At 41.8% G+C, this 26125-nt stretch carries 26 protein-coding genes and 1 pseudogene; 18 read left to right on the top strand and 9 right to left on the bottom strand.

All coding sequences use genetic code 11. The features are described from left to right. Window positions 1-210 precede the first annotated feature (210 nt). Complete coding sequence (locus TOL9009_RS0134595; protein WP_029637910.1) at window positions 211-1011, top strand: Rpn family recombination-promoting nuclease/putative transposase; 801 nt, start codon at window positions 211-213, stop codon at window positions 1009-1011. Between the two features lie 559 nt (window positions 1012-1570). Here TOL9009_RS0134595 and TOL9009_RS0134590 read toward each other — a convergent pair. After that, window positions 1571-2647, bottom strand: a complete 1077-nt coding sequence (locus TOL9009_RS0134590; protein WP_029637909.1) for a PIN/TRAM domain-containing protein — start codon at window positions 2645-2647, stop codon at window positions 1571-1573. A 251-nt stretch (window positions 2648-2898) separates the two neighbouring features. On the opposite strand from TOL9009_RS0134590, the gene hemW reads away from it, so the two are divergent. From hemW to TOL9009_RS44125, 7 genes are all read left to right on the top strand, one after another. Beyond that, the gene (gene hemW / locus TOL9009_RS0134585) at window positions 2899-4083 is read left to right on the top strand and encodes a radical SAM family heme chaperone HemW (RefSeq protein ID WP_029637908.1); all 1185 of its coding nucleotides are present in this window, start codon (window positions 2899-2901) and stop codon (window positions 4081-4083) included. Between the two features lie 226 nt (window positions 4084-4309). Next, on the top strand, window positions 4310-4657 hold the full coding sequence (locus TOL9009_RS0134580; RefSeq protein ID WP_029637907.1) for a DUF433 domain-containing protein: 348 nt from the start codon (window positions 4310-4312) through the stop codon (window positions 4655-4657). Window positions 4658-4660: 3 nt separating this feature from the next. Further along, window positions 4661-4789 carry a DUF5615 family PIN-like protein gene (locus TOL9009_RS48150; RefSeq protein WP_260676006.1) on the top strand — a complete coding sequence of 43 codons (129 nt, stop codon included), beginning with the start codon at window positions 4661-4663 and terminating at the stop codon, window positions 4787-4789. Continuing rightward, a complete protein-coding gene (locus TOL9009_RS0134575) occupies window positions 4767-5108 on the top strand; it encodes a DUF5615 family PIN-like protein (protein ID WP_029637906.1) in 342 nt (113 codons plus the stop codon). The genes TOL9009_RS48150 and TOL9009_RS0134575 overlap by 23 nt, the downstream gene beginning before the upstream one ends. A gap of 54 nt (window positions 5109-5162) precedes the next feature. Beyond that, the gene (locus TOL9009_RS0134570; RefSeq protein ID WP_029637905.1) at window positions 5163-5423 is read left to right on the top strand and encodes a hypothetical protein; all 261 of its coding nucleotides are present in this window, start codon (window positions 5163-5165) and stop codon (window positions 5421-5423) included. A 27-nt stretch (window positions 5424-5450) separates the two neighbouring features. Next, window positions 5451-5717: a hypothetical protein gene (locus TOL9009_RS0134565; RefSeq protein WP_029637904.1), complete on the top strand. Its 267-nt coding sequence runs from the start codon at window positions 5451-5453 to the stop codon at window positions 5715-5717. Between the two features lie 167 nt (window positions 5718-5884). Further along, window positions 5885-6040, top strand: a complete 156-nt coding sequence (locus TOL9009_RS44125) for a twitching motility protein PilT (protein WP_084763482.1) — start codon at window positions 5885-5887, stop codon at window positions 6038-6040. Window positions 6041-6133: 93 nt separating this feature from the next. Here TOL9009_RS44125 and TOL9009_RS0134560 read toward each other — a convergent pair whose 3' ends face one another. Beyond that, on the bottom strand, window positions 6134-6541 hold the full coding sequence (locus TOL9009_RS0134560) for a universal stress protein (protein WP_029637903.1): 408 nt from the start codon (window positions 6539-6541) through the stop codon (window positions 6134-6136). A 90-nt stretch (window positions 6542-6631) separates the two neighbouring features. On the opposite strand from TOL9009_RS0134560, the gene TOL9009_RS0134555 reads away from it, so the two are divergent. The 5 genes and pseudogenes from TOL9009_RS0134555 (at window position 6632) to TOL9009_RS0134535 (ending at window position 13768) form a co-directional block, all read left to right on the top strand. Continuing rightward, on the top strand, window positions 6632-7834 hold the full coding sequence (locus TOL9009_RS0134555; protein ID WP_029637902.1) for a phosphoglycerate kinase: 1203 nt from the start codon (window positions 6632-6634) through the stop codon (window positions 7832-7834). Between the two features lie 260 nt (window positions 7835-8094). Further along, entirely contained in the window at window positions 8095-8712 is a 618-nt protein-coding gene (locus TOL9009_RS0134550) for an NUDIX hydrolase (RefSeq protein WP_029637901.1), read from the top strand. An 11-nt stretch (window positions 8713-8723) separates the two neighbouring features. Continuing rightward, window positions 8724-9608: a TauD/TfdA dioxygenase family protein gene (locus TOL9009_RS44120; RefSeq protein WP_072022213.1), complete on the top strand. Its 885-nt coding sequence runs from the start codon at window positions 8724-8726 to the stop codon at window positions 9606-9608. Between the two features lie 188 nt (window positions 9609-9796). Then, window positions 9797-10028: pseudogene (locus TOL9009_RS49885) on the top strand (ADP-ribose pyrophosphatase); the annotation flags it as partial. A gap of 1187 nt (window positions 10029-11215) precedes the next feature. Beyond that, window positions 11216-13768, top strand: coding sequence for a family 16 glycoside hydrolase (locus TOL9009_RS0134535; RefSeq protein WP_029637899.1), 2553 nt, complete (start codon window positions 11216-11218; stop codon window positions 13766-13768). An 87-nt stretch (window positions 13769-13855) separates the two neighbouring features. Here TOL9009_RS0134535 and TOL9009_RS48145 read toward each other — a convergent pair whose 3' ends face one another. Continuing rightward, the gene (locus tag TOL9009_RS48145) at window positions 13856-14005 is read right to left on the bottom strand and encodes a hypothetical protein (protein WP_186227757.1); all 150 of its coding nucleotides are present in this window, start codon (window positions 14003-14005) and stop codon (window positions 13856-13858) included. Between TOL9009_RS48145 and TOL9009_RS41460 the strand changes: the two genes are divergently transcribed. From TOL9009_RS41460 to TOL9009_RS41455, 3 genes are all read left to right on the top strand, one after another. Next, window positions 13999-15957 carry a Dyp-type peroxidase gene (locus tag TOL9009_RS41460; protein WP_051503200.1) on the top strand — a complete coding sequence of 653 codons (1959 nt, stop codon included), beginning with the start codon at window positions 13999-14001 and terminating at the stop codon, window positions 15955-15957. The genes TOL9009_RS48145 and TOL9009_RS41460 overlap by 7 nt on opposite strands. 294 nt (window positions 15958-16251) lie before the next feature. Further along, a complete protein-coding gene (locus TOL9009_RS0134520; protein ID WP_029637898.1) occupies window positions 16252-16473 on the top strand; it encodes an AbrB/MazE/SpoVT family DNA-binding domain-containing protein in 222 nt (73 codons plus the stop codon). Window positions 16474-16553: 80 nt separating this feature from the next. Beyond that, window positions 16554-16901, top strand: coding sequence for a putative toxin-antitoxin system toxin component, PIN family (locus TOL9009_RS41455; RefSeq protein WP_199341626.1), 348 nt, complete (start codon window positions 16554-16556; stop codon window positions 16899-16901). Between the two features lie 97 nt (window positions 16902-16998). Here the strand turns inward: TOL9009_RS41455 and TOL9009_RS0134510 are convergent, their stop codons facing one another. The 3 genes from TOL9009_RS0134510 to TOL9009_RS0134500 form a co-directional block, all read right to left on the bottom strand. Beyond that, the gene (locus tag TOL9009_RS0134510; RefSeq protein WP_029637897.1) at window positions 16999-19122 is read right to left on the bottom strand and encodes a serine/threonine-protein kinase; all 2124 of its coding nucleotides are present in this window, start codon (window positions 19120-19122) and stop codon (window positions 16999-17001) included. Continuing rightward, window positions 19100-19273 (bottom strand): hypothetical protein, encoded by a 174-nt coding sequence (locus TOL9009_RS48140; protein ID WP_186227756.1) that lies wholly within the window; start codon window positions 19271-19273, stop codon window positions 19100-19102. Before TOL9009_RS48140 ends, TOL9009_RS0134510 begins: the two co-directional genes overlap by 23 nt. 475 nt (window positions 19274-19748) lie before the next feature. Beyond that, entirely contained in the window at window positions 19749-21419 is a 1671-nt protein-coding gene (locus TOL9009_RS0134500; RefSeq protein ID WP_029637896.1) for a serine/threonine-protein kinase, read from the bottom strand. A 216-nt stretch (window positions 21420-21635) separates the two neighbouring features. Between TOL9009_RS0134500 and TOL9009_RS0134495 the strand changes: the two genes are divergently transcribed. Continuing rightward, window positions 21636-23210 carry a phenylacetate--CoA ligase family protein gene (locus tag TOL9009_RS0134495; protein WP_029637895.1) on the top strand — a complete coding sequence of 525 codons (1575 nt, stop codon included), beginning with the start codon at window positions 21636-21638 and terminating at the stop codon, window positions 23208-23210. A gap of 30 nt (window positions 23211-23240) precedes the next feature. Here TOL9009_RS0134495 and TOL9009_RS0134490 read toward each other — a convergent pair whose 3' ends face one another. From TOL9009_RS0134490 to TOL9009_RS0134480, 3 genes are all read right to left on the bottom strand, one after another. Next, complete coding sequence (locus TOL9009_RS0134490; RefSeq protein WP_029637894.1) at window positions 23241-23522, bottom strand: type II toxin-antitoxin system RelE/ParE family toxin; 282 nt, start codon at window positions 23520-23522, stop codon at window positions 23241-23243. Continuing rightward, on the bottom strand, window positions 23512-23754 hold the full coding sequence (locus TOL9009_RS0134485) for a CopG family ribbon-helix-helix protein (protein WP_029637893.1): 243 nt from the start codon (window positions 23752-23754) through the stop codon (window positions 23512-23514). The genes TOL9009_RS0134490 and TOL9009_RS0134485 overlap by 11 nt, the downstream gene beginning before the upstream one ends. Window positions 23755-23947: 193 nt before the next feature. Next, window positions 23948-24862: a fasciclin domain-containing protein gene (locus TOL9009_RS0134480; RefSeq protein WP_029637892.1), complete on the bottom strand. Its 915-nt coding sequence runs from the start codon at window positions 24860-24862 to the stop codon at window positions 23948-23950. A 445-nt stretch (window positions 24863-25307) separates the two neighbouring features. Here TOL9009_RS0134480 and TOL9009_RS0134475 point away from each other — a divergent pair, with 445 nt between their 5' ends. Beyond that, window positions 25308-26099, top strand: coding sequence for a glutathione S-transferase (locus TOL9009_RS0134475; protein WP_029637891.1), 792 nt, complete (start codon window positions 25308-25310; stop codon window positions 26097-26099). Window positions 26100-26125: the final 26 nt, after the last annotated feature.

The following is a 26125-nucleotide window of genomic DNA, read 5'->3' as shown; positions in this document are numbered from 1 at the left end:
ATAAGTTTGATGGATTGTCTTTTGAAATTAGCAATATTTTTGGTGATTATTGTAGAATAATTTAATAAAGCAAAGCAATTTTATCTGAAAACCCAAAACCCGCTCACAAGACGTAGCATTGCTACGTCTCTACATGTATTTAATAACAATGCAATCTGCTGTACTTGTGTGACGGAAAGAAAGGAGGCGATCGCTTGCTAAAATTAGAGCATGTTTGACAACATCTGTAAATTTTTAGCTGAGAACTTCTCTACTGACTTCGCTACTTGGTTGTTAGGAGAACCAATAATCTTAACTCAACTTAGTCCCAAGGAATTATCCTTAGAACCGATTCGGGCTGATGCCTTAATTTTGCTACAGTCAGAAGAACAGGTACTGCATTTGGAGTTTCAAACTCAAGCCGATGCAGAAATTCCTTTTCGGATGCTAGATTATCGCGTTCGTGTTTATCGTCGCTTTCCCCAAAAGGAAATGCATCAAGTCGTGATTTATCTCAAGCAAACAAATTCCGATTTGGTGCAGCAAAATAGATTTATTTTGACTCGCACTCGTCATGAGTTTGAAGTTATCAGACTGTGGGAACAACCGACTGAGGTATTTCTGAGAACTCCAGGACTGTTACCTTTGGCGGTGTTAAGTAGTACAATTGATCGAGAAGCTGTACTTAACCAAGTAGCACAACAAATTAACAATATTACAGAATCAATAACTCAAAGTAATGTTGCTGCTTCCACGGCGATTTTAGCTGGTTTAGTATTAAATCAAGAGGTCATAAAACGAGTTTTGAGGTCTGATATTATGCGCGAATCAGTAATTTATCAAGAGATTTTAGAAGAAGGTAGAACTGAAGGTAAAACTGAAGGTAAAACTGAAGGGAGAACTGAAGCTCTACTTGAAGTGGCAAGAAATCTGCTCAATACTAATATGCCATTAGAGGAAGTCGCAAGGGTGACAGGATTAACTGTTGAGCAGTTGCAACAATTACAAACCCAAGGAGAAAGTGAGGAGTAGCAATAAATTTTGAGCTAAAAGTTTGGTGTTGCTGATTGATATCATGTCCGTTTAATTAACAGGAATAAAACCCTACCTACCGTCCTAGAGACGTTCCGTCGGAACATCTGATTGATATCATGTCCGTTTAATTAAGAGGAATAAAACCCTACCTACCGTCGTAAAGACGTTCCGTCGGAACGTCTGATTGATATCATGTCCGTTTAATTAACAGGAATAAAAACCTACCTACCGTCGTAGAGACGTTCCGTCGGAACGTCTTTACATTACAAGTAATTTACCGGACATCATACAGCAGATTGCGTTGTCATGAAATACATGTAGAGACGTAGCAATGCTACGTCTCTATAGGGTTTTGGGTTTTACCTATGTACCTCATATACCCGAAATTTGCTGTATGATGGGATGAATTTTAGAGACGTAGCAGTGCTACGTCTCTACAAAAATCATTTTGACGTCCTGAATTCAGGAACGGGAAAAGTTTTTTATTTAATCAAAAATCGGTGCAGTCAACCTGCACCGATCGCACAATTTAAGCCAATTTTTCCAGCCATTTAACTTAGGCTAATGCGGAAGCTTGGGGTTTCGCAAAAATCATCCTTCCGGCTGAAGTTTGCAAAGCACTGGTGACTACCACTCGGATTTCACCACCGACATAAGGACTGCCTTCTTCAACGACAACCATTGTACCGTCGTCGAGGTAGCCGATACCCTGACTAGGTTCTTTACCTTCTTTGAGAATCTTCAAGTCTATATAGTCCCCAGGTAAATACGAGGGACGAACCGCGTTAACTAAATCGTTAACATTCAAAACAGGCACTTTTTGAACGCTAGCTACTTTCGACAAGTTGTAGTCATTAGTTAGCAGTGTACCGCTGATTTCTTGAGCAAATCGCACTAATTTCGCATCTACCGTGGGAATATCTTCGTAATCTGCTGGGTTGATTAAAATGCGATCGGGGTACGCTTCTTTAATTCGGTTGAGAATTTCTAGTCCTCGTCTTCCCCGCACTCGCTTTAGGTCTTTATTAGCATCAGCTACTTGTTGCAATTCTTGCAAGACAAATTGCGGTACGAGAATTTGCCCTTCGAGAAATCCTGTTTCTAACAGCATTTCAATGCGACCATCAATAATGCAGCTGGTGTCTAAAACTTTGGTATTGGCAGGTTTTAGAGTTCCTTCTACTACCATTGTTTCCACAGTATTAGGATTAATCAGCCGTAATAACCCACGTCCGTGAGTATCTGCTAAATTCATGCCTGTATAAGCCAGCACGATGCTGCCGACAACGGCAACTAGTGGCTTAATAAAGCCGAAATCTGCTGGAATTGGCAACAAGAACAAAGGCGCCAGCATTAAGTTTGCTATCAATAACCCAATGACCAAGCCGATGGCACGAGTTAAGATCACTTCTAGAGGCAATTCTTTAACTTGTGCTTCTAGACGGCGATATCCCGTCTGAAATCGCAATCCGAATGCACCGCCAATGATTGCAGCAAAAACGGCAACAATCAAGCGTAAAGCCTCAAGATTCGTAACGCGGTCTAGTGTAACATTGGGTATGATATCGGTGCTGTAGTACCCTATACCCGCCGCTAAGAGGATGAATGAGAAAATGATAATTGCATCAAGCATAAGCTGTGTTGTTTTCCTGCAACTGTGTTAACCGCAAGAGTCCAGTATTTTTTATTTCATCGGTAAGATAAAATTATAAATATTTACTTACTCTAAGGATTTAAGCAGGGAATATCTGCAATTATTATAACCAAAGAGTTTTATATTCATATTTTTGATCGTTTTGTTGCAATAAATATAAAAAGTTGTAAAAACTCTATTAATTTTCATAGTTTGTAACTATAGGAATAATAATTTAATTGTCTGTAAAAATGGCTGAAAAAGTGATCTTTTTTGGGATGCCGAGTTCTGCTTACGTACATATTCCCTTTTGCAGACGACGGTGTTTTTATTGTGATTTTCCGGTGTCTGTGGTAGGCGATCGCTTGCGGGGTGAAACATCTGTCGGTATATCCCACTATGTTGATGTATTAATTGCAGAAATTGCTGCTACAGCGACTTTTGGTTTACCTTTGAAGACAATTTTCTTTGGTGGGGGGACTCCTTCCCTTTTGTCAATCGAGCAGTTACGGCGGATATTAGAAGCGCTAGAACAGCGTTTTGGTATCTCTCCAGGGGCAGAAATTTCTATGGAAATGGACCCAGGAACGTTTGATTTAGAACATCTTCAAGGCTATTGCCGCGTAGGAGTGAATCGGGTAAGTTTGGGTGTGCAAGCGTTTGAGTCAGAATTATTGCAAGTTGCGGGGCGATCGCACAATATTACTGATATCTTTGCAGCTGTAGATTTAATTCGCCAGGTGCGGGTTCCCGAATTTAGCATAGACTTAATTTCAGGTTTACCGCATCAAACTTTAGATAGGTGGCAATATTCTTTAGAAAAAGCGGTGGCGATCGCACCAACGCACATATCTATATATGACCTGACCATTGAGCCTGGTACGGCTTTCGGGCGTTTCTACAAACCTGGGGATCAACCTTTACCAACAGATGAAACCACAGTTCAAATGTATAGGTTGGCACAGCAAATTTTAACAATGGCGGGTTACGAACATTATGAAATTTCTAATTATGCCCAGCCAGGACATCAATGCCGCCATAATCGAGTTTATTGGGAAAATCGCCCTTATTATGGCTTCGGTATGGGAGCAGCGAGTTATCTTGAGGGGAAACGCTTTACTCGTCCGCGTAAAACCAAGGAATATTATTCTTGGGTGGAAACTGGGGGTTTAATTGATTGTGATGTGACACCAAGGGAAGAAATATTGTTAGACACTTTAATGCTGGGGTTGCGTCTGGCTGAGGGTGTGAGTTTGGATGCGTTAACGGCACAGTTTGGAGAAGAGAAGGTAAAAGAGATTTACAAGTGTTTGCAACCCTACTTTGAGAAACATTGGGTGGAAGTTGTCGAGGGAAGGTTAAAGTTAAGCGATCCCGATGGTTTTTTGTTTTCTAATGTGGTTTTGGCGGAGTTGTTTGAGAAGTTGGGGGAATAAAAATGTAACAGAGGTACATACGGATGACAGGTAAATAAACATGAGAATTTCAGTAGAAGATATCGAGCAAGTTTTTCACCGTCTAATTGAAAGGATAAAATGGGATGAAATTAAATTTAAATAAATGCTCCTTAACGTAGTAACGGCTTAAGCCGTTAAAATCCTGACTCGACGAGCGGTGAACCGCTTACTACGAAATAGTAATTAATAGGAAAAAGTATTTCTTATGACACTTAAAGAGTTAGAAGCACAATTATTAGCATTAAATCTGAGTGATAAAGCAGAGGCAATACAAATATTGACCAAAAGTTTAAGTAATGGTTCGCAAGGAATTACCAAAACTCCTGGTGTGTGTGGTGGTGATGCTTGTGTTGCGAATACTCGTATTCCAGTTTGGTCGTTGGTAAGCGATCGCTGTTTGGGAATGAGTGATGCTCGTATTTTAGAAGCATTTCCCCATCTTACCGCTGCTGACTTAGTAAACGTATGGGCTTATGCAGATGCAAACCCAGAAGAAATTGAACAAGCAATCAGAGAAAATGAGGAAGCAATGCTAGAAAATCTGGAATATTGAAAATTGGCACGTCTTTATACAGATGAAAACTTCCCATTACCAGTAGTGGAATTATTACGCGCTTTTGGTCACGATATTTTAACAGCTAGAAAATCTGGAATATTGAAAATTGGCACGTCTTTATACAGATGAAAACTTCCCATTACCAGTAGTGGAATTATTACGCGCTTTTGGTCACGATATTTTAACAGCTAGCGAAGCCGGGAATGCAAATCTGAGAATTCCCGATGAAAGCGTGTTAGATTTTGCCGCAAGTAATCAAAGAGCAGTTTTGACGCGTAATCGTCGTGATTTTATTCGATTGCACCGCTTACAACCAAACCATGCTGGCATAATTATCTGCACAGAAAACCCAAATTTTGAACAACTAGCAACACGTATCAATGAAGCGATTTATGCGGAAGAAAGCTTAAAAGCAAAATTAATTAGAGTCAATCGTCCGGCAGTATAATTCTGTCAAAAATTGATAAGATTAAACAAAGTAAACGCAAGCAAAATATAGAAAATGTCTCAAGAATTACGAGAATTAATGAAGCAAGCAGACGCACTTACACCGGATGACCAATTGCGTCTCATCGCTTATTTAACACAAAGACTACAACGCTGCGAAATCAAACGCAAACCAAGCCGCAATATTATGGAATTTGCAGGAATAGCGCCAAATATGTTAGGAGGTATGGATGCTCAAGAATATGTCACTCGAATGCGACGGGGCGAATTTCCCGATTTAGAAATTGCAGAAAAGCAATTAAGGAAACAAGACTGACTATTGAGATACGCAGGATAAACCCAAATGTCTAAAGAATTAATTGAGTTAATGAGATTAGCAGAAGCACTCACACCTGACGAGCAATTGAATTTAATCTCATATTTAATACAAAGATTTAGCCTTTATGATATTACACCTAAGCCACGCCATAATGTAATGGAATTTGCCGGAATCGCTCCCAATCACTTAGGGGGTATGGATGCTCAGGAATATATCACACGTTTGAGATGTGGGGAGTTTCCAGAGTTAGAAATTGAAGAAATCGAATCAAGAAACAAGAGTGACTATTGAGGAAAGTTTACAGGGTGTAATACCAATTTTATGTGAGGCTGCACAGAATAATAATCATCCGTATTTATCTGCGTTTATCTGCGTTTATCTGCGGTCAATTATTCTAGAAATCAAATTCTATGCAGCTTCATCTTAATTTGGTATAAGACGCTTGAGAAGCTGCTAAAATCAGAGCTAGATATAATCTACAATTACCGGATGCTTTTCAAATTACTGTCGCTTTAGCAGCAGAGTGTGAAGCTTTTTTAACAAATGATGTCACATTTAAGCGCGTTACAAAATTGCGCGTGTTGGTGTTAGGTGATTTTCATACTTATGAGTAAAATTGGTGCGTTACACTGCGTTAACGCACCCTACAAAATTAACTAATTTTTAATTCATAATTCTATAAAGACGCGATAAATCGCGTCTCTTGATTAAGGAACAATCAACACAGGACAAGGTGAAAGATTTGTCACGCGAGTGGTGACGCTATCTGTCGCTCCTTCTTCAGTCAAGCCTAGTCCGCGACAGCCCATGATGATTAAATTGGCATTAATTTCATCGGCAACGTCACAAATTGTAAAGGCAGGGTTGCCTTTTCTTTCGATGGTTTCGGCTTGAATGCCTTGTTGAGCAAATAAAGCTTGGGCACCTTGCAGCAGTTTGGCAACCGCTTCGGGTGACATCATGGGATCTGTAGTTGGTGCTTCTGGGTTGGGTTCTTCGACAACAGACAGCAGCACTAAGCGACTACCGTACTTTTGGACGACGTTGGCAACCACATCAGCGGCTTCCCGCGCTTCCCGGCTTTGATCGAGTGGAAATAAAACTGTTTTGAACATCTGATTAACCTGCGTAGCCCTTACTCCGGTAAAATCTGGAATGGCTCTACTTACAAAAAATAACAAAAAGGCGATCGCGAGGTTTGTATTATGTCCAAAAAAACTTTAGCAAATTTATCCGCTTCTGACTTATCCGGCAAACGCGCTTTGGTGCGGGTTGACTTTAATGTGCCTCTAGACGACAGTGGCAACATTACAGACGATACCCGCATTCGGGCTGCGCTGCCAACTATCCAGGATTTAACACAGAAGGGCGCTAAAGTGATTCTAGTTAGCCATTTTGGGCGTCCTAAAGGCGTGGATGACAAATTGCGCCTAACACCAGTTGCAAAGCGCTTGTCGGAGTTGCTAGGGCAAGAAGTCGTCAAAACTGATGACTCCATCGGCGATGAAGTTGCAGCAACAGTGGGAGCATTGCAAAATGGACAAGTTCTGTTGCTAGAAAATGTCCGCTTCTACAAAGAAGAAGAGCAAAACGATCCAGAATTTGCCCAAAAACTCGCCGCAAATGCTGATTTGTATGTTAACGATGCTTTTGGCACGGCACACCGCGCCCACGCATCTACCGAAGGTGTGACTAATTATCTCAGTCCTTCGGTTGGGGGATATTTAATTGAGAAAGAATTGCAGTATTTGCAAAGTGCGATCGCAAATCCTCAACGTCCTTTAGCAGCAATTATCGGCGGTTCTAAAGTTTCCAGTAAAATCGGTGTAATTGAAGCATTACTGGAAAAATGCGACAAGCTAATCATCGGTGGGGGAATGATTTTCACCTTCTACAAAGCCCGTGGTTTAAATGTCGGTAAGTCGTTGGTGGAAGAAGACAAGATAGAGTTAGCGAAGTCTTTGGAAGCTAAAGCGAAAGAACGTGGTGTTGATTTGCTGCTTCCGACAGATGTAGTGGTAGCAGATAAATTTGCCCCTGATGCCAATTCTCAAACCGTCAGCATTGAAAATATCCCCGATGGTTGGATGGGTTTGGATATTGGTCCCGACTCAATAAAAGTGTTCCAAGAAGCTCTTGCAGACTGCAAGACGGTGATTTGGAATGGTCCAATGGGCGTTTTTGAGTTTGATAAATTTGCCGCAGGTACAGAAGCGATCGCTCACACTTTAGCCGATATCAGCAAAAAAGGCGCTATCACCATTATCGGCGGTGGCGACTCTGTAGCGGCAGTGGAAAAGGTCGGTTTAGCCGATCAAATGAGCCACATTTCCACAGGTGGTGGTGCCAGCTTGGAGTTACTCGAAGGTAAGGAATTACCCGGAATTGTCGCTTTAGATGACGCGTAATCAAGCCTGACGACTAAAGTCGCACGCCAGTTGCTACAACGGAGGGAACCTCCGCAACGCACTGGCTCGGCTATACGAACAAAGTCCGCCTTCGCGGACTTCATAAAGCCTGCATGTGCCTGCTAGAATTAGTTTTTTCTGTATTTAGCCCATGAAGATGGGCTTTGTTTGTGTAGCCCCAAGCTTTAGCTTGAGGGCAAACAGGACTTGTGCGTACACCGTAGCTTTCGAGGGTAAGGGCGAATTTATAGGAGATAATTGTGCAACCAAAATGGCTAGAATGGGCGCAAAAGTTAGAAGCGATCGCTCAAAATGGTTTGACTTATTCGGAAAATCCTTTTGATCTTCAACGCTTTCAACAAGTGCAACAAATTGCGGCGGAAATTTTATCCACTTATTCAAATACAGAAGAAAGCTATATTCTGGATTTATTCGCTCGTAATGTTGGCTATGCTACTCCGAAAGTTGATGTGCGCGGAGTTGTCTTTCAAGGCGATACGATATTATTAGTTAAAGAACGATCTGATGGCTGTTGGACTTTACCTGGTGGATGGGCTGATATCGGTGATTCTCCAAGTGAAGTAAGTGTGAGAGAAACTTATGAAGAATCCGGTTATTTAACCCGCGCTGTGAAAGTTTTGGCTATCTATGATAGAAACAAACAAGGACATCCTCCTTTTCTACATTACGTTTACAAGCTGTTTTTTTTATGTGAATTAATTGGTGGTTCTGCTTCACCAAGTATCGAAACTGAGGAAGTAGGATTTTTTGCAGAAGATAATATTCCTGAATTATCTTTAGGACGCGTAACACCAGAGCAAATTACGCGATTTTTTCAACATCACCGCGATCCAAATTTGCCGACGGATTTCGATTAAAAGGAGTATATATGACTTCAATCACTCATTATAAACAAGTACAGCAGCATCCGAGACTCGGAGTTGAAGTGTTACAGGGTTGCAATTTAATTAACCTGACAAACTTACAAATACGTGAATTTAAGCAATCACTTTGGGAACACGGTGTTGTTGTAGTTAGACAGCAACATCTTACCGCTTCGCAGCTGGAAGAATTTGCTAGAAATACGTTTGGTGATTTAATGTTCGGTGGCTATTCTAAGACATTAGATCCTGATATTAGCCCAGATTTACAAAGTCAATATGTGAGTATTTTGGGTAATCCAAAAGGACTTGCTCAAGAAGTGATAGGAAAGTTTGCTTGGGAATGGCATCATGATAAAGATGGCATCCCACGTACAGAGAAACTGGATATGAATGCACTCTATGTGGTGATGCTTTATTGCGTAGAAGTACCTCCGGAAGGGATGGATGGGGAACCCCATACAACTGAGTTTATCGACATGGTGGAAGCGTATAATAATTTGGATCGTGAACATCAGCAGCAATTAGAAAAGATGTTTATGTATCACGCACCACCAATGTTTTCTAAAAGTAACAAAACGACTGTTGATATTCCTCAGAAAGTGCATCCAATTGTGTCTACTCACAAAGTTACTGGTCAAAAAGGATTATATTTAGGTTCAGATACAGCTATTCCTGTCGGTATGGAAGATAAACCAGAGGAGGGAAAACATTTTTGGAATGATTTATTTCAAACTGTTTTAAATTGCACTCCTGTTTATTCTTATGTTTGGCATCCAGGAGATGTTATATTTTGGGACAATTCACAACTGATGCATAGAGGTACTTTTTATGATGCGACAAAGTATCAACGTATTGCATTACGTTTAGGAGTGGTAGATACGCAGATTTGATGTTTTAAATAACTAAATTTTTAGGTAAAATCGTAGCAATTTAAACTGAGTTGGATATAACAGAAACGCTTAAAAATGAGTCGTAATCAATGTTCTATCAATTAGTGATTCTTGGGGACTCATAAACCCCATATTTAAAAATAAGGATTTAACTTCCGGGACATAGTAATGGGTTGTCCACGGGTGGTAATAGAAACAGACAAGGACATCCTCCTTTTCTACATTACGTTTACAAGCTGTTTTTTCTATGCGAATTAATTAATTGGTGGTTCTGCTTCACCAAGTATTGAAACTGAGGAAGTAGGATTTTTTGCAGAAGATAATATTCCTGAATTATCTTTGGGACGCGTAACACCAGCGCAAATTACGCGACTTTTTCAACATCATCGCGATCCAAATTTGCCGACAGATTTCGATTAAATGCCATTCGTGCGATCGCACGAATGGCATTAGTCCAACTATTACAGCGGGTGCATGAAAAGGCAGAAGGCAGAGGGCAGAGGGCAGAAGGGAAACCCCATAAATAAATTGAGGGGTTTCAATAAGGACACCTTTTTTCTCGCGCCTTGCGTCTCAAAAAAATCTTTTTACATTTGTTCATAAATAAATTTAGGGGCTTTAAACCCACGCTTGCTGAGGGCAAAAATTGCATTTTCTTCCTTCTGCCTTCTGCCTCCTGCCCTCTGCCTTTCTTCGGTAAATAAATAAAGCAACCATTTCAAACAGGCACAAGCCTTGATCTATAAACTTTTTCACTTCCATCTTGCAGTACTAGAGCGCCGGTCTACTAATATATGTTGACAAAATAGAAGGTATGTGAATTAGGATAAAACGCCTATTTTGGGAAAATATTTGGGTATGATTTTTAGCGATGTCTACGACGGGCTACGCCTACGCATAAAAACAAAACACTAAAATCCCCGATTTTCACAACATTCATATCTTGTGTTTTAGGTCAAGCACTTCTACTAGACCGGCTCTCTAGTGTTTCATGTCATTAATTCTGATGGTCTGCAAGATCCCCGACTTCTCCAAGAAGTCGGGGATCTGACCACTCGTAGCTTCTCAAAATTAATGCGATAAACCACTATTACAGCGGGCGCGGAAATAAGCAGACCATTTAAAATCTGTAAAAAGCCCATTCCATAATACTTTTGAATGAGTGACTTTTGAATGAGTGACTTCCGCGCAGCGGTACTAGTGTCATATTTAGTACTTTTATAGTAATTTTTTCATATTCAGTAACAGTGCTATCAAAAAAATATATCTTTTGATAGATGTTTAATTTTCAAATATTATAAATTTATTGTATTTTTAGATTATTTACTAAATTTTTAGCTATAACTTCCCCACTAAGTGCATAAATCAAAAAGAGCTTTACCTATTAAGTAAATGAAAGGGAGCGAGCAAAAAATCGCATCTTGTGAATATGTTTTTTTGAACTTACGCAAATTAGTTCTTCAAGCGCTAAACCTAAAAGCGTAAAGGACAATGTTTATCTTGCTTATAAAGGTTCTGCGTAAGTTCTGGTTACTGGAAACCGATCGCTCTGGATGAAAAGAAAAGCCTCGTAAGTGCGAAAACGTAGTAATGGAGAATAAAGCATCATGCCATTGAATAGATTAGTGGATTCTGGGCAGCAAATTCAGCCACCTCCAGACATTCAGAGAACAACTTTTTCTTTGGATGCGATCGCTCGCTTTGTGTGCAATACCTGGGAAGAAATCCTCGCAGCACAAGCAGGTGGTCAATTCGATGCCGTGGTAATTGGCTCAGGTATGTATGGTGCATACACCGCTACCAAGCTATTCGAGTTTGGTCGGAGGACAGCAAATCCAGACCAAGCCCCACGAGTTTTGGTTTTAGAATCTGGTCCATTTCTGATTAGCGAACATGTTCAAAGCCTAACTCGTGTAGGCGATATCGGTTCGCTTGTGCAAGAAAACTTGGTTGATCCAGGTCAAGTGCGGGGTTCTTCTTTTGTCCCACACCATCGCTGCATAGGTGGCAAATCACTCTTCTGGGGAGGATGGACACCACGTTTAGTCGATGCTGATGTTGAGAAAGTCGATGAAAATGGCGATAGGCTCTGGTCTTTGGATGTTCAGGAGTATCTATTCCGCAAATCTCAGCCAGATGGGTCTGTGTTTGATGGATATGAGTTTATTGAGCGAGAAATCGGTGCCTATCCTGTCCAAGACTTTATCAACGGCTCTTTGTATGATGCGTTGTTCAAAAGCGGCAAGAACATTATCGAAAAGCAGCGTGTCCCATCTCTCAAAGCAGTACTGCCACCGCCAATCGCCGTGCAGGGTGAGTCACCGGTTTCTGGCTTGTTCAGCATCGATAAGTTCAGCAGCCTGCCCTTATTACTCGACTCCATCCGCGAAGCCAAAGAGAAACCAGATCAATCAAGTAAGCTATTCCTAGTTCCTTACGCTGAAGTTATCAAACTAGAAACAGTCAATGGCGTTGTAACCCAGGTTGTGGTTGCTCTGGTCGATCCCTCTGCACCAAAGGATAAGAGCAAAGCTCGTGTGGTGAGGTTGAATCTCAAGCCTAGTGCTGTGGTGATCATCGCCGGTAATACCATCAACTCCACACGTCTAGCTTTAAATTCCTTCCCTCGTCCCCGTCAATTAGCGCCTGGTGGAGAGTTAATGGGGCGAAACCTGATGTCCCACGTTCGCGGTAACTTTGTCTGGAAAGTCTCCCGAAATGCTCTAGGAATCCCAGCAACTGATAACACGTTGAGGACTGCTGCGTTGCATGTTCAAGGTTCAACTCAGACATCACAGGGAGCAGGGCAATTCCATTTTCAATTTTATGCTGCTCCCAATGTGAATACAGGAGCCTTCCCCGGTGCCGCTAACAACCCAGAAGAGTTTCTGTACCGGATGGTACCCAATTTAGATGATGTGCAGTCGATTCTCGAAGCCCAGAAAGGATTGGGGGACAGAGTTGTTATCGGCATTCGCACCTGTGGGGAGACTTTTGGTAACAGAACCAGCCCCATTGGTAGCAATAACAACGTCAGTTGGATGAATGTTAATACTTTCGGCGGCACTGGGGATGATGTGTACTTTGAGAACGGTCAACCCCTGCGGATACCTAAAGCCTTTGTGAATTCGGTTGAAACGCCTGATGACAGGGCTGTTCGAGTGGCTCAGGCTCAAGCAGCTTTTGCCTTCATTGAGGCGTTAGCTAACCAGCCCCCAGGAAGTGCAACTAGTCGCGATCCTAACGCTCCAATTCAGTTCTTTAGTGGAGGCGAAGATCCATCTGGAACTACTTATCATGAATCTGGCACCCTCTGGATGGGGACTGACTATACCAAATCCGTCACGGATGCTAATGGTCGTTTTCACCATGTATCCAATGCCTATTGTGTAGATCAGTCGATTTTCCCCACTGTTGGTTCTGCGAATCCCGTACCCACAGGATTAGCTTTATCCCGTAAGATTGCTCGCTCAATTATTGAACGCTACACCTCAGTTGAGGCTGTCAGGGACGAACAAGGCTTTGAAAACCTTTATAAGGGCAACTTCAAGGCAGATGGCTGGGAAATTGCGGCATCAGGTAGCCAAAACTTCTTTGATGTCCAAAATCAGAGTGTCCCAGTGCTAGGTGCAGGTGTTGGTAATAAGAATGTCGGACTTGGCGTTCTTTGGTTTACTCGCAAAAAATTCAAAAATTTCATTCTCAAGTTGGAGTGGAAAGCTTTTGACATTGAAGCCAATTCTGGTATCTTCCTAAGAACACTAGAACCCAAGGCTCTTGATGATAACTTCTATCACTCCAGCACCGAAATCCAAATTGACGATCGCGGTTACGATTTTCCCAACAACATCTACGGTAGCCCCTTACACAAGACCGGTGCAGTATACGAGGTTTTCCCTGCTCAACGATGGGCTGCCAAGGTAATCAGCCCGCGCAACTCTAGTAATCCTGGCTACTGGAACAGCTATGAAATCAGAGTTCAAGGCAATGAGATTGAGGTCAAACTGAATAACCAATTGGTTAGTGCAGGAACCTTCCCGGAACTCTTAGGATTTGCCGATCCTAGTGACGGTAAGAAGAAGCGTTCAGAAGGTTTCATTGGCTTGCAGTGCCATACCGAGGTCGTTCAGTTCCGTAATATTTGCATTAAGGAACTGTAATCTCAATGTAGTTGGTATACCCATTTCCAATATCGATTCTGGAAATTTAAGTCCGAACAGGACTTGTGATTCAGTAAAAGACCTCGACTAGACTAAAGACTTTGAACAGAAAGATGTGCGATCGCTCGCTGCTTTCCTTCCCGACTTTTTAAAGCGAAGTCGGGAATCTAACCAGAACAGCAAGCGATCGCGCTTTCGGGAAAGCACACAAAATATTTCAGGAGCAAATAATGCCATTAGACCTCAATTCAAACAAAGAACCAATTGACCAGAACGATCAACAATATCAAGATGTTCTTCAAGATTTGCAAGGTAACATTCTTACAGGACATGGAAGAAACAACTCTGTACAGATTTTCTTAACTTTTTCCAATACCAGGGAAGATTCAGGCAAACTTGCTGCACTTAGGCAATGGATTGCTCAATTTGCCGCTCAAGATATTACATCAGCCAAAAAGCAGTTAGATGATGCTGTTGCTTGGAGGGAGCAAAAAATTGATGGTGGTGTATTTGTACACTTCTCTTTATCTTCCTCAGGCTATGAAAAACTAGGTTTCCCTGATTCTATTCAACCGAAGGGTGCCAATCTTCAGAATCGAAAAAAACCTAATCCTACCGAAAACCAACTTAACGATGATTACGCTGATGTCTTCCAGAACGGTATGAAGACGCGACAGTATGCACTTATAGACCCACCAGTTAGCACTTGGGAGCCGGGATTTAAGGAAATTGATGCATTGATAATCATAGCAGCTAACGATCCGACATCTCTGAAAAACAAAGAATCAGAAGTTGTTCAAAAGCTGAATAATATTGCGGCGATCGCCACTATCGAACGAGCCAATACAGTACGTCGAAAGTTTCAAAATAGTCAAGAAGAGAGTGTTGTTGAGCATTTTGGCTTTACAGATGGTATCGGTCAACCGCTTTTCCTCAAGAAAGACGTAGATCGGGAAAACGGCGATACCGCCAAGAAACTATTCAGTGCTAGACTCAATCTTGTCTTGGTTCCAGATCCTTTTGGCACTCCAAATGTTAGCTTTGGTAGTTTTCTTGTCTTTCGCAAACTTGAGCAAAATGTTCAAGGATTCAAGAAGGCTGAAGTTGCCTTGGGTCAAGCATTAGGGGTTTCTCCTAAGCAGGCTGGTGCAATGGCAGTGGGACGTTTTGAAGATGGCACTCCACTTGTTATCAAGTCTAGTGACGGGGGTACTAACTTAAATAACTTTAGCTATTCTAGCGATCCTGTTGGACTAAAATGCCCATTCCAGTCGCATCTTCGCACGACCAATCCCCGAAACGAATCGGTCAGAAAAGGTGGACCTTTTGCCCAGAGCAAAGAACAAGAGCTAGGACATCGCATTACACGACGCGGAATGACCTATGGACCACTCAGCAACTTCTCTGGCAACCTCGATAATCTACCTAAGGGTGGTGTTGGGTTGCTATTTATGTGCTATCAATCCGATATCTGGGAACAGTTTGAGTTTATTCAGCGCTTCTGGAGCAATAATCCCAGATTCCTTGAACCCGATATGTCCAAGTCCCGCAATGTAGAAAATAAAAATTACGACAGAACTGGATTGGATGCAGTGAGTGGTCAAAGCTTACCTGGTCAGAGCGATCCGCTGATTAAAGAAGAGCCGAAGCCAGCGCAAAATTGGTTAAAAGACCGGGATCAACCAACCAAGAAAGCCGATGTCAACTTTGCAAACTTTGTCACACTCAAGGGGGGTGAGTACTTTTTCTCGCCAAGTATCAGTTTCCTGAAGAACTTGCCTAACCAACCTCGAAATTTCCCCACCCCGCCAATTCAACAACCCATACCTAGCAGAACATATGTTGTGGGGCAAGGTGACGATCTGTCGAAGATAGCTCAAAGAGCTTACGGAAATGAGAGTTTCTTCAACGTAATTTACAACGCTAACAAAAATGTGATTGGATCTAACCCTAATGCGATCTTCGCAGGGCAGATACTTTACATTCCCATACTGGAAGGAAACACTACACCCGTACCTGGTCAAACATATCTTGTGCAACAAGGTGACTATCTATTTTTGATAGCTGAGAGAGCTTATGGAGATGGCAATCTGCTCAATGTCATCTACGAGGCTAATCGAGATGTGATTGGACTCGACCCAACTGTGCTTGTACCTGGGCAAGTACTTCGCATTCCGCCAAGACCGTAATCAGAACTCTCGTAGTAAGCGATTTATCGCTTTTTAAGCGCTTACTACGACAAGACTTAGTAAAGTGCTAGTACCGCTGCGCGGAAGTCACGCATTCAAAAGTCTTATATGTCAAGGCTTTTGCCTGTTTGAAACTGTGCCGTACAAAAAAGCTGTTTCTGTGATTGGGTTTTAGATTTATTGACGCTCCCACCCCTTCAAGGGGTGGGATTCTCCGTTCAACCAGGTAAGGTAGGATGTATATACTCAAGTAAGGAATCCTTACATTTGATCGCAAAGGCTAGGAGGCAAGTCATGCTCGCCAAGTTAACTTCTAAAAATCAACTAACGCTGCCTAAAAGTATTACTCGTGAAATCGGTGAGGCTGAGTATTTTGAGGTAAAGGTGGAGGGGGGGCAAATTATTCTGACTCCTGTAAAAATTCAGCGGGCTGATGCGGTTCGATCTAAGCTGGCAGATTTAGGACTGAGTGAGCAGGATGTGGCTGATGCAGTGGCTTGGGCGCGTCAATCGTAATGGTTTGTCCACGGGTGGTAATTGATACTAATATCATTATCTAGGCGCTGATATTTGGGGGCAGAGTATCTAGGCTTCGTTTGGCATGGCAGGACGATCTCTTCACTCCGCTGGTTTCTAAAGCGACAACAACTGAGTTAATCCGAGTGCTGGCTTATCCAAAGTTTAAGCTCACGCCAACTGAGCAAGAAGATTTACTATCGGATTACATACTCTTTTGTGAAGCTGTAGCGATGCCTGACCGCTTGCCTGTAATTCCTGAATGTCGTGATCCGTTTGATCTGCCTTTTTTACTTTTGGCTGTGGTCAGTGAGGCTGATTATCTCGTGACGGGCGATCGCGATTTACTCAGTCTAAAAGATAATTTTTCTTGCCCGATTATCACGGCTGAAGATTTTCTAAATATTATTGATGGTCAGTCACCCTAATTTTTCCGGTGATGCCTAAATGGATTGAATTTTAAACGCAAAGAGACGCTGAGGAAGACGCAGAGGTTCGCAGAGTTTCACTATGAATTAATCTTTGCTAAGGTGTTATTATCGGCGTGGGTGTGGGTATAGATGTTGGTTTTAATGTGGGTGTTGATGTTGGTGTGGGTGTTGGTGTGGGTGTTAATATTGGGGTAGAAGTTTCGGTGGGTGTTGGTGTGGGGGATGGTGGTGGTGCGGGATTTTCGGCGGTGATGCTAAGTTGATAATCTAGTGGTTTTAATGCGGTGGAAACGACGACAAACTCATAATATCCGTCTTCTGGTAGTTCGGTTGACAAGGTGCGTTTTGTCGAATCTTCTAAAAATATGATTTTGCCAGAGGGGGAATAAATTGATAGCAAAACTTGGGAATTTGCTTGTAGTTTAATATCCATTAATTGATTCTTGGCAAGTTCGGCAATGAATACTTTGCCATCAGCAGCTTTAAGAGTACCGCTAACTGTTTTGCTGTTCGCACCTTTATCAAATACAAGTTTCTGCAAAGCCCTACCTGAAACGATCGCTTGAACTTTATCACTAACAAATCCTTGCCAAACTTGTCCGATGTATGTATTAGTAAACTTTTTACCTCGCTGTTCGGGAAATTGCTGATAAAATGCCGCATCGCCTAAATCATATAATGAACGGCTACCAACGTTGATTTTATTGACTTGGGCTTTATCGCGATCGCGTTGTGCAGCTGTATAATTTCCTAATTTTTGACGGGCATTTTTACTCAGTGGCGCAAGCTTATCTAACAATTCTGCGGCTGTTTTATCCCACTCGGCACGCAAACTCTCATCTTCAACATTATCGCTCAGTTTGCGCCCTTTTAAACTGGGATTTTTCTCCCAAAAGACTTGATTTACCAAGTTAACGTAAAAGTTGAAATCTATACCCAACTGTTGACGGCGATCGCTTAATTTTTCTTTACGTGCGCGTTCTTCGGTTGAATATTGCGCTAGGGGATCGGTTGGCTGATTATCCTTTGGTGTAACGCTGGGTGTAGGTTGCGCGATATCTTGTAAAGAATCTCCACCACGAGATAATATCAAGTTTGTTCCCAACCAACCAACACCAACAACCCCAGCTAAAGCCAATCCTACCAGCAAACTTTTGCCTGATGTCCATGAGTTTTTTGGCTGGGGAATATCGGGGGAGAGGGGAGGAGAGGGGGATACGGCTACAGTACCTTGAGTTTGTTGAGTCGGCGGATAGTTGACAGGTGAAGTGTTTAATGAATTCAAAACTTGACGCGCTGATTGAAAGCGATCGCCTGGTATGGGTGATAGCATTCTCTCTAACACCTGTTCTAAATTCGGACTAACAGTAACTTCCCTTCGCCATTTCCAAGTTAAAGTATGAGTATCAATTAATTCTTGCGGTTGTCTACCTGTCAGTAAAACTAACACCGTCGCCGCTAAAGCATACAAATCGCTGTGAGGAGATACCAGCCCGGTTTGCATCTGTTCAGAGGGTGCATATCCCACCTTCCCCAGTAGTGTTGCAGGTGGTGTCGCACCTGCACCGTGTTGATAATATTCAGAAGCGACGGCTGCGACTACTTGTTTCACCCCGCCAAAGTCAATTAAGATTGGTAATTGGTCAACGTTGCGAAGAATTAAGTTATCGGGGGAAATATCGCGGTGAATGACTCCCAAAGAGTGGATGTAATCCAAAACTGGCAGAAGTTGCAGTAATAATTGACGCACTTCCGCTTCACTAAACCGTAAACCTTGCTGTAAGCGAGTATTTAATAAAGCGTTGTAAGGTTGCCCTTCTACATAATCTTGCACCAAAAACAGGTATTCTTTACCCCCCAAATTGCTGCGAAACAATTCGCGGAAGCGGGGAATTTGCGGATGTTGCAATTTGTAAAGAACAGTTGCTTCTCGCTGAAACAATTCTTCAGCTTTTTGTAAAACGTAAGGAGTTTGAACTTGGGGAGAGAATTCTTTTAAAACACAAAGTTCCCGAAAGCGGTTGATATCTTCAGCTAAATGAGTGCGTCCGAATCCACCTTGACCGAGTAGACGTACAATAACATAGCGATCGCCTAGAGTTTGTCCCGCTTGGATACCCTGACTCACCAGATTTTGATTTATCTTTTCACCACAATGGAGACAAAAGCTACTACCAGCAGGGTTTTCGTGTCCCTTAGAACAATAAACGAGATTCATAATAATTTAGTTGCTTGTTAGTTGTTAGTTGATAGTTGATAGTTGATAGTTGATAGTTGATAGTTGATAGTTGATGGTTGATAGTTGATGGTTGATGGTTGATAGTTGATAGTTGATGGTTGATAGTTGTTGATCGAGGATTAACCACCATCCACTAAGTAGGTAGGCGTAATTAAATTTCAGAAGGCAGAAGGCAGGAGGCAGAAGGCAGAAGGCAACCCACCCTTACTCATAGTGGGATTGAAACAAGGACGTTTTATACCTCGCTGCAAGCCATCTTGAGTATAATTATTTGTTTCAACTGGGCTTTAAACCCACAAAGTAAGTTTTAATTGATACTCCTAACATAAGTGCCTTCTGCCCTCGAACTTCTGCCTTTCTTGTAAGATGTCCGAAGCGAGGAGGAACGACGAAGCAATCGCAGTGATTGGGATTGCTTCGTTCCTCTCTACGAGACGCTACGCGAACGCAATGACAAAACATTTTATATTTATTTCTGCCCATCCACCATCCACTAACCACCATCCACTAACCACCATCCACCATCCACCATCCACCATCCACTAACCACCATCCACCATCCACCATCCACTAACCACCATCCACTAACCACTATCAACTCCCGACTATTGTTGTATTTTACTAACTTGATCGGCAGCGATCGCATACCAAATTTGACCAAGAGTCTTTTGATTGAGTTTCCCACGTCGCTGACCGGGAAACAAGCGATCGAATTTTTGATTTGTGTCTCTGTTCAATTGACTGATTGTATAATCACCTAACTGTCCTGCTTGGGTTTTGCGTCTCCAAACGTCGTAATCTTGAGAACTGTAATTGCCTAACTTCCGACGCGATGCGTTACTGAGTTTAGCTTGTTCTAATTTATCTAGCAAGTCATCAGCTACACCGTACCATTCTTTGCGTAAAGCAGCATCTTCTGAGCTAGAAGTCAGAGCGCGTCCTTGTAATTCTGGCTTTTCAGTATAAAATAAATTATCTACAGTTCGAGTAAAAAATCCTTCAGGAATTTCTAATTCTTGACGGCGATTAACAATTTGACTTATATCTTTATTATTTGCGGGTTTATTTTCTGGATTTCCTCCCCCCGGTAATTTTGGTAGAGAAATTGAAGGGACAGATACAGAAAATGATGATACAGTACGAGCAACGGCATTTACTACTGCCCAAGTCCCAGCGAAAACTAAAACAACCGCAGTTGTGCCTATAAGACTAACAGCAAAAGGACGAAGCCAAATAGGTAAAGGTAAAGCACCGGCGACTAATTGCGTTCTTTTGTGAAGATTACTAACCACAGCACCAGCGCGTTGTCGCCCAGGAGCGGCTATCATAGTTTTCAGCTTGGTGATGTGTGGATTTGCAGCTTTGACAGCCATAGAAAACTTTAAATCTTTGAGAACTTCATTGGCTGTTTGATAGCGATCGCTTGGTTTATAAGCAAGCATCCTTTTTAACACAGCTTCTAGTTGCGAACTGACTTTAATTTCCTTTCCCCAACGCCAAACACCTTGATAGCTATCATAAAGATGTTGCGGTTCCTTACCTGTAAATAATACCAGGGATGTCACCGCCAAAGAGTACAAATCGCTACTAGGAAACGCTTTTCCCTGACGTAACTGTTCTTCTGGTGCGTAACCCTTTTTACCCAACAATGTGCGATTTCCACCCAACTGAGTAAACCAAAAACCCTTACTCGCAGGTAATTGCTTCACTCCTCCAAAATCAATCAACACCGGCAATTTATCAGAACTCCTCAAAATCAGATTATCAGGAGAAATATCGCGGTGAACGACATCTAGTGAGTGAATATATGACAACACAGGTAATATTTCTTGCAGAAGCTTAATTACTTCTTCCTCACTAAAAGTTTGACGTTCTAACAACTGATAATAATTTTCACCCTCCACATAATCTTGCACCAAAAAGAAAAAATCTTTATTACCTAACTTCGCTTGCAAAGAAGCGTGAAAACGGGGAATTTGCGGATGCTGAAGTTTCTTTAAAACACTTGCTTCGCGTTCAAATAATTCTTTCGCTTTTAATAAATCTTGTTGTGCTTCAACTTGGGGTGCAAACTCCTTCAGCACGCAATTTTCATTTGATTGATTTTTGTCCTCAGCCAAATAAGTGCGTCCAAAACCACCCTGCCCCAATTGTCGTAAAATATGATAGCGATTCTCCACCACCTTCCCCGTAGCAAGAGGTAACGGTTCACCGCAGTGGATGCAAAATCGGTTACTCTGATCATTTGCGTGTTGTTTACTGCAATAGACTTGCATAGTGCCCAAGTATGAATGAAGGGTTTTCTTTATTGCTACAACGAGAAAAGTCCCATTTACGCAAAATTATGAAAATGGGGGAGACGCGATTAATCGCGTCTGTACAAGAATGGGGGAGTGGGAAAACAAAGAATAAATTCCCCCTTGTCCCCTTGTCCCCTTGTCCCCCCCTCTCCCCATCTCCCCCAAACGAATAATCCTAAAAATATAAGTATCATGAACAGCGAATCACAACAGCAGCGGGCAGTAAAAGCTTTTCAAGAGTTTATAACTACACCTTTAGAAACCCTACTACAACGCCATATAAATAGTAAAAGCGAATCAGCAGCTTTGGCATTATTTCACGAAATCGCTGGTAACGTACCGGCTTACAAGACTTTTTTAGCACAACAGAATATAAATCCCGCTTCCATCCAAACCTTTGAGGATTTCCAAAAACTACCTTTGATTACCAAAGAAAATTATATCTCGCGTCATCCTTTAACTGATTTGTGTCGTAATGGGCAGTTACAAGCATGTGACATGATAGCGGCTTCTTCAGGTTCCACAGGTAAACCGACATTTTGGACACGTTTCTTCACAGATGAGCTACAAATTGCGAGCCGGTTTGAGCAGATATTTCATGACAGCTTTCATGCAGATTCCAAAAGCACTTTAGCTGTGGTTTGTTTCACTTTAGGAACCTGGGTAGGTGGAATGTTTACAACTAATTGTTGTCGCTATCTTGCCAGCAAAGGTTATCCTATCACTGTAATTACACCTGGTAACAAGAAAGAAGAAATATTGCGAGTTGTGCAAGAACTTGGTTCAGCTTTCGAGCAAGTTGTATTATTAGGATATCCGCCATTTTTGAAAGATGTAATTGATAGTGGTATTGCTCGTGGTGTGGAATGGCAGCAATATCAAGTTAAACTAGTTATGGCAGGAGAAGTATTTAGTGAAGAATGGCGCAGTTTAGTTGGTGAAAGAATTGGTTCACAAAATTTCTGTTACGATTCAGCATCACTTTATGGAACTGCGGATGCGGGTGTTTTGGCTAATGAAACACCTTTAAGTATTTGTATTCGTCGTTTTTTGGCAGAAAATCCTGATGCTGCGAAAGCTTTATTTGGGGAATCTCGTTTACCTACTTTGCTACAGTATGACCCGATCAGCCGCTTTTTTGAAGTTGAAAATGGCACGTTGTTTTTTTCGGGAGATAATGGTATTCCCTTGGTGCGTTATAACATTTTAGATACTGGGGGGATAATTAGTTATGATGCCATGTTGGAATTTTTGGCGGAGTGGGGATTTAACCCTGTGGCAGAGTTAGAAAATCAAGGTGTTAAAATGAACCCGCAGGCTGGAAGCCTGGGGCTACACGAACAAAGCCCGCCTTCGCGGGCTATACTGAGAGGGATTCATCAATTACCTTTTGTTTATGTTTTCGGACGTTCTAATTTTACGGTTTCTTATTTTGGGGCGAATATTTACCCAGAAAATGTCACGGTAGGATTAGAGCAACCTGTAATTAAAGAGTGGGTAACGGGTAAGTTTGTATTGCAGGTGAAGGAAGATGCAGACAAGAACCGCTTTTTATCTGTGGTTGTGGAGTTGGCGCCTGAGGTGGAAGGAAGTGAAGAGAAAAGTGAGGCGATCGCTCATTCAATTCTCTCACAATTAAAGCGCCTCAATAGCGAGTTTGCTAACTACGTCCCCCCAGAATATCAAATGCCAAAAGTGATATTAGCACCACTTGGCGATCCGGAATATTTCCCCGTTGGTGTGAAGCATCGTTATACACGCAAGTAGCAATTTTCGCAAAAGCTGATACTAAAAGCACTAAAAGTGAATTAGCAGTCTTGGCATTATTCGGTGTAAATTTTTGTATGACAATTTAAGATTTTTGTCAAAATCGAAATATTGGATTTTATTGAATAAAGCAAATTTGAATTTAGCAATTACACGTCCAACTCGCCCCATAAAAGGATAGTTCTCAAGTTGACTCACTGCACTTTGAATCCTGAAAATTGCTTCTTGTGCAGCTTTTGGACTGTCTTTTAGGATGTAATTATGGGCTTGTTCCAGATTACGCAGCGCACGACGTAGCCATTTAATCTGCATTAGTTAGCCTTGCAAATGTAGCTTTTACTTCCTCATCGCTTGCAAAGTCTCCTGCATCCGCTTCAGCAATCCCCTTAGTAATTTCTGCAATTTGCCACTGGTACATCTCTACATAAGCGGTTACTGCCTCATTCAGTACATAACTTCTATCACGATTTATTCCGGCTGCAATTGCATCAAGCGCCAGCTTTTTATCACTATCTATCCGAAAGGTAATGTTTTCTTTACTCATCGCTTTATTTCCTAAAAATACATTTGCATCACATTATATAACACTGTAGTGCAACGTTATATAATGTAATGCAATAGAGAAAACTAAAAAACCCGTCCAAACTAATATTTGAACGGGTTATTATTATTCACAACTGACTGAAAGTCAAGTGGAGGAAACACGACCTGCGTTCTTCTTGTGAAAACTTCTGAGATTACAAATCAGGAGGTAAAATCACTTGATCGATCGCATGAATAACGCCGTTACTACCTATGATATCTGCCTTCGTCACCTTAGCTTCATTAACGGTTACGCCAGCTTTCGGATCAACTTTAACGTTAATTGCACCGCCTTCAACGCTTTTCACTTCGCCAGATTTCAAATCAGCAGATAATACTTGACCTTTGACCACATGGTAAGTCAAAAGCTTGACCAATACTTCTTTGTTTTCTGGCTTCAACAAATCGCGCACCGCATCTTGTGGTAATTTAGCAAATGCCGCATCCGTGGGCGCAAAAATGGTGTAGTTATCTTTACCTTGTAAAATCTCTGTCAATCCAGCTGCTTTTAAAGCCTGAGTTAAAGTTTTAAAAGAGCCGTCTGCTTCTGCCAACGCTACCAAATTCTTACCTTGAGTGCTGGAACTTCCTCCAGGTGGATTAGTTGGGGTGGGTTTGTCGGTTGGGGGTTTTTGATTTTCGGGTACGGGTGGTGTTTCCGTAGTCGGTACTTGTGTTGGCTCTGGTGTAGGTGTAGCTTCCGGGGTGGTAGGGGTAGGTACAGTGGGGTTAGTTTGACCAGGTGCGGTGCGACCGCTACGATTATAAGGAGCCTCGTTGAAAATACTAGGGCTAGGATTTATACCGCCTCTTTGGTTACTCTGAGATACCGTGTTTTTCCCTGGTGCAGGCTTCTTCCCCTGTTTCGCTAATTCTGGCTTAGTCGGTGTATATTCAGCGTTTACCAAAACACGTTGACCCCGATTGTAGGGTGCCTGTGAGAAAACGCCAGGGTTAGGATTTAGTACCTCATTGGCTCTAGCCGAAAAAATCATGAGGAAACTAGCGCCGGTTGCTCCTACTAGTCCTGCTAACTTGGTCAGCAATTTTATGTTATAATCAACCTTCATAAATTTTGTTTGGCTTTATTTTCACACATTACATAAAGACTTATAACACTTCCCTACAGATAAAACTAACTAAAGAAGTAAGATTTTCTGTTGAAAATATGCGGTGGTGATAGGATTTCCTTAATCCGGAAATTATTACACTGAAGGTTAGAAGGTATCGCTTGTAGCAAATATAATATTAATCAAATTAAGTTTATCACGACTTTTGTGTAGGCGATCGCCCCACCGAATTTTCCCCTTCGGCTAATACCACATCACCCAAACAAAAAGCAAGTATTTAAGATAAAAGACTTTGCCTGATAGCAATCTCCACAGAAATCTCATTCAAAAATCAGCGTTAGTCTCGATTAGTTTGGCGCAAAATAAATTAATTAGTAATGAAAATTTATATTACTAAAGATACAATTGTAAAGTTGATAAACGCACCAATTATAAGGTAGGGAAGATGCTGGAATTATACCAATTTGAACTATCTCATTACTCAGAGAAAGTACGCCTCCTCCTTGATTATAAAGGATTAGCGTACCGCAAAATTGAAATTACACCTGGGATTGGACAAGTAGACCTCTTCCGATTAAGTGGTCAGCGACAAGTACCAGTGCTGAAAGATGGTAATAGATATATCTCAGATTCCACAGCGATCGCTAAGTATTTAGATTTAGAATATCCCGATCGCCCACTGATACCGAAAGATTCAAAGCAACGTGGTTTATGCTTAATGATGGAAGAATGGGCTGATGAGTCAATTGGTATCAAAAGTCGCAAAGCCTTATTTTCCGCGATTAGTCAAGACCAAAATTTCCGCAAGTCTCTATTACCGAGTTCGACACCAGATGTATTCAAAAGTCTGGTTCAAGGAGTACCAAACGATTTACTAAAAGTTTTGGGTGTTGGAGTAGGTTATACTCCAGATGTGGTACGTAGCGCCATGACCGACTTAAAGCAAGACTTAGAAGCACTGACGCTAATATTAGCTGAGAGTCCTTATTTAGTCGGAGACGAACCTACTTTAGCAGACTTTGCCGTGGCGGGATTGTCGATTTTGCTGAAGTTTCCCGATGGTCCCTATCTAGATTTACCAGTCAACCTGAGAGGTAAAGGTGTCCCAGAATTAGCAAATAATCCCCTTTACGAACCATTCTTCATTTGGCGCGATCGCCTTTATAGTCAATATCGCACACCATTAATATTTACTACTACCACAGGTAGTGCCCCAACTTCAATTGAAATTGATTAAAAGTTAGTGGATAGGTGTTAGTGGAT

Origin of the sequence: [Scytonema hofmanni] UTEX 2349 (assembly GCF_000582685.1) — a bacterium.
In the GTDB taxonomy this organism is placed as follows: Bacteria; Cyanobacteriota; Cyanobacteriia; order Cyanobacteriales; family Nostocaceae; genus Hassallia; species Hassallia hofmanni.
Note: the sequence above shows the minus strand (reverse complement) of the source record. Positions and strands in the feature narration are given on the sequence as shown.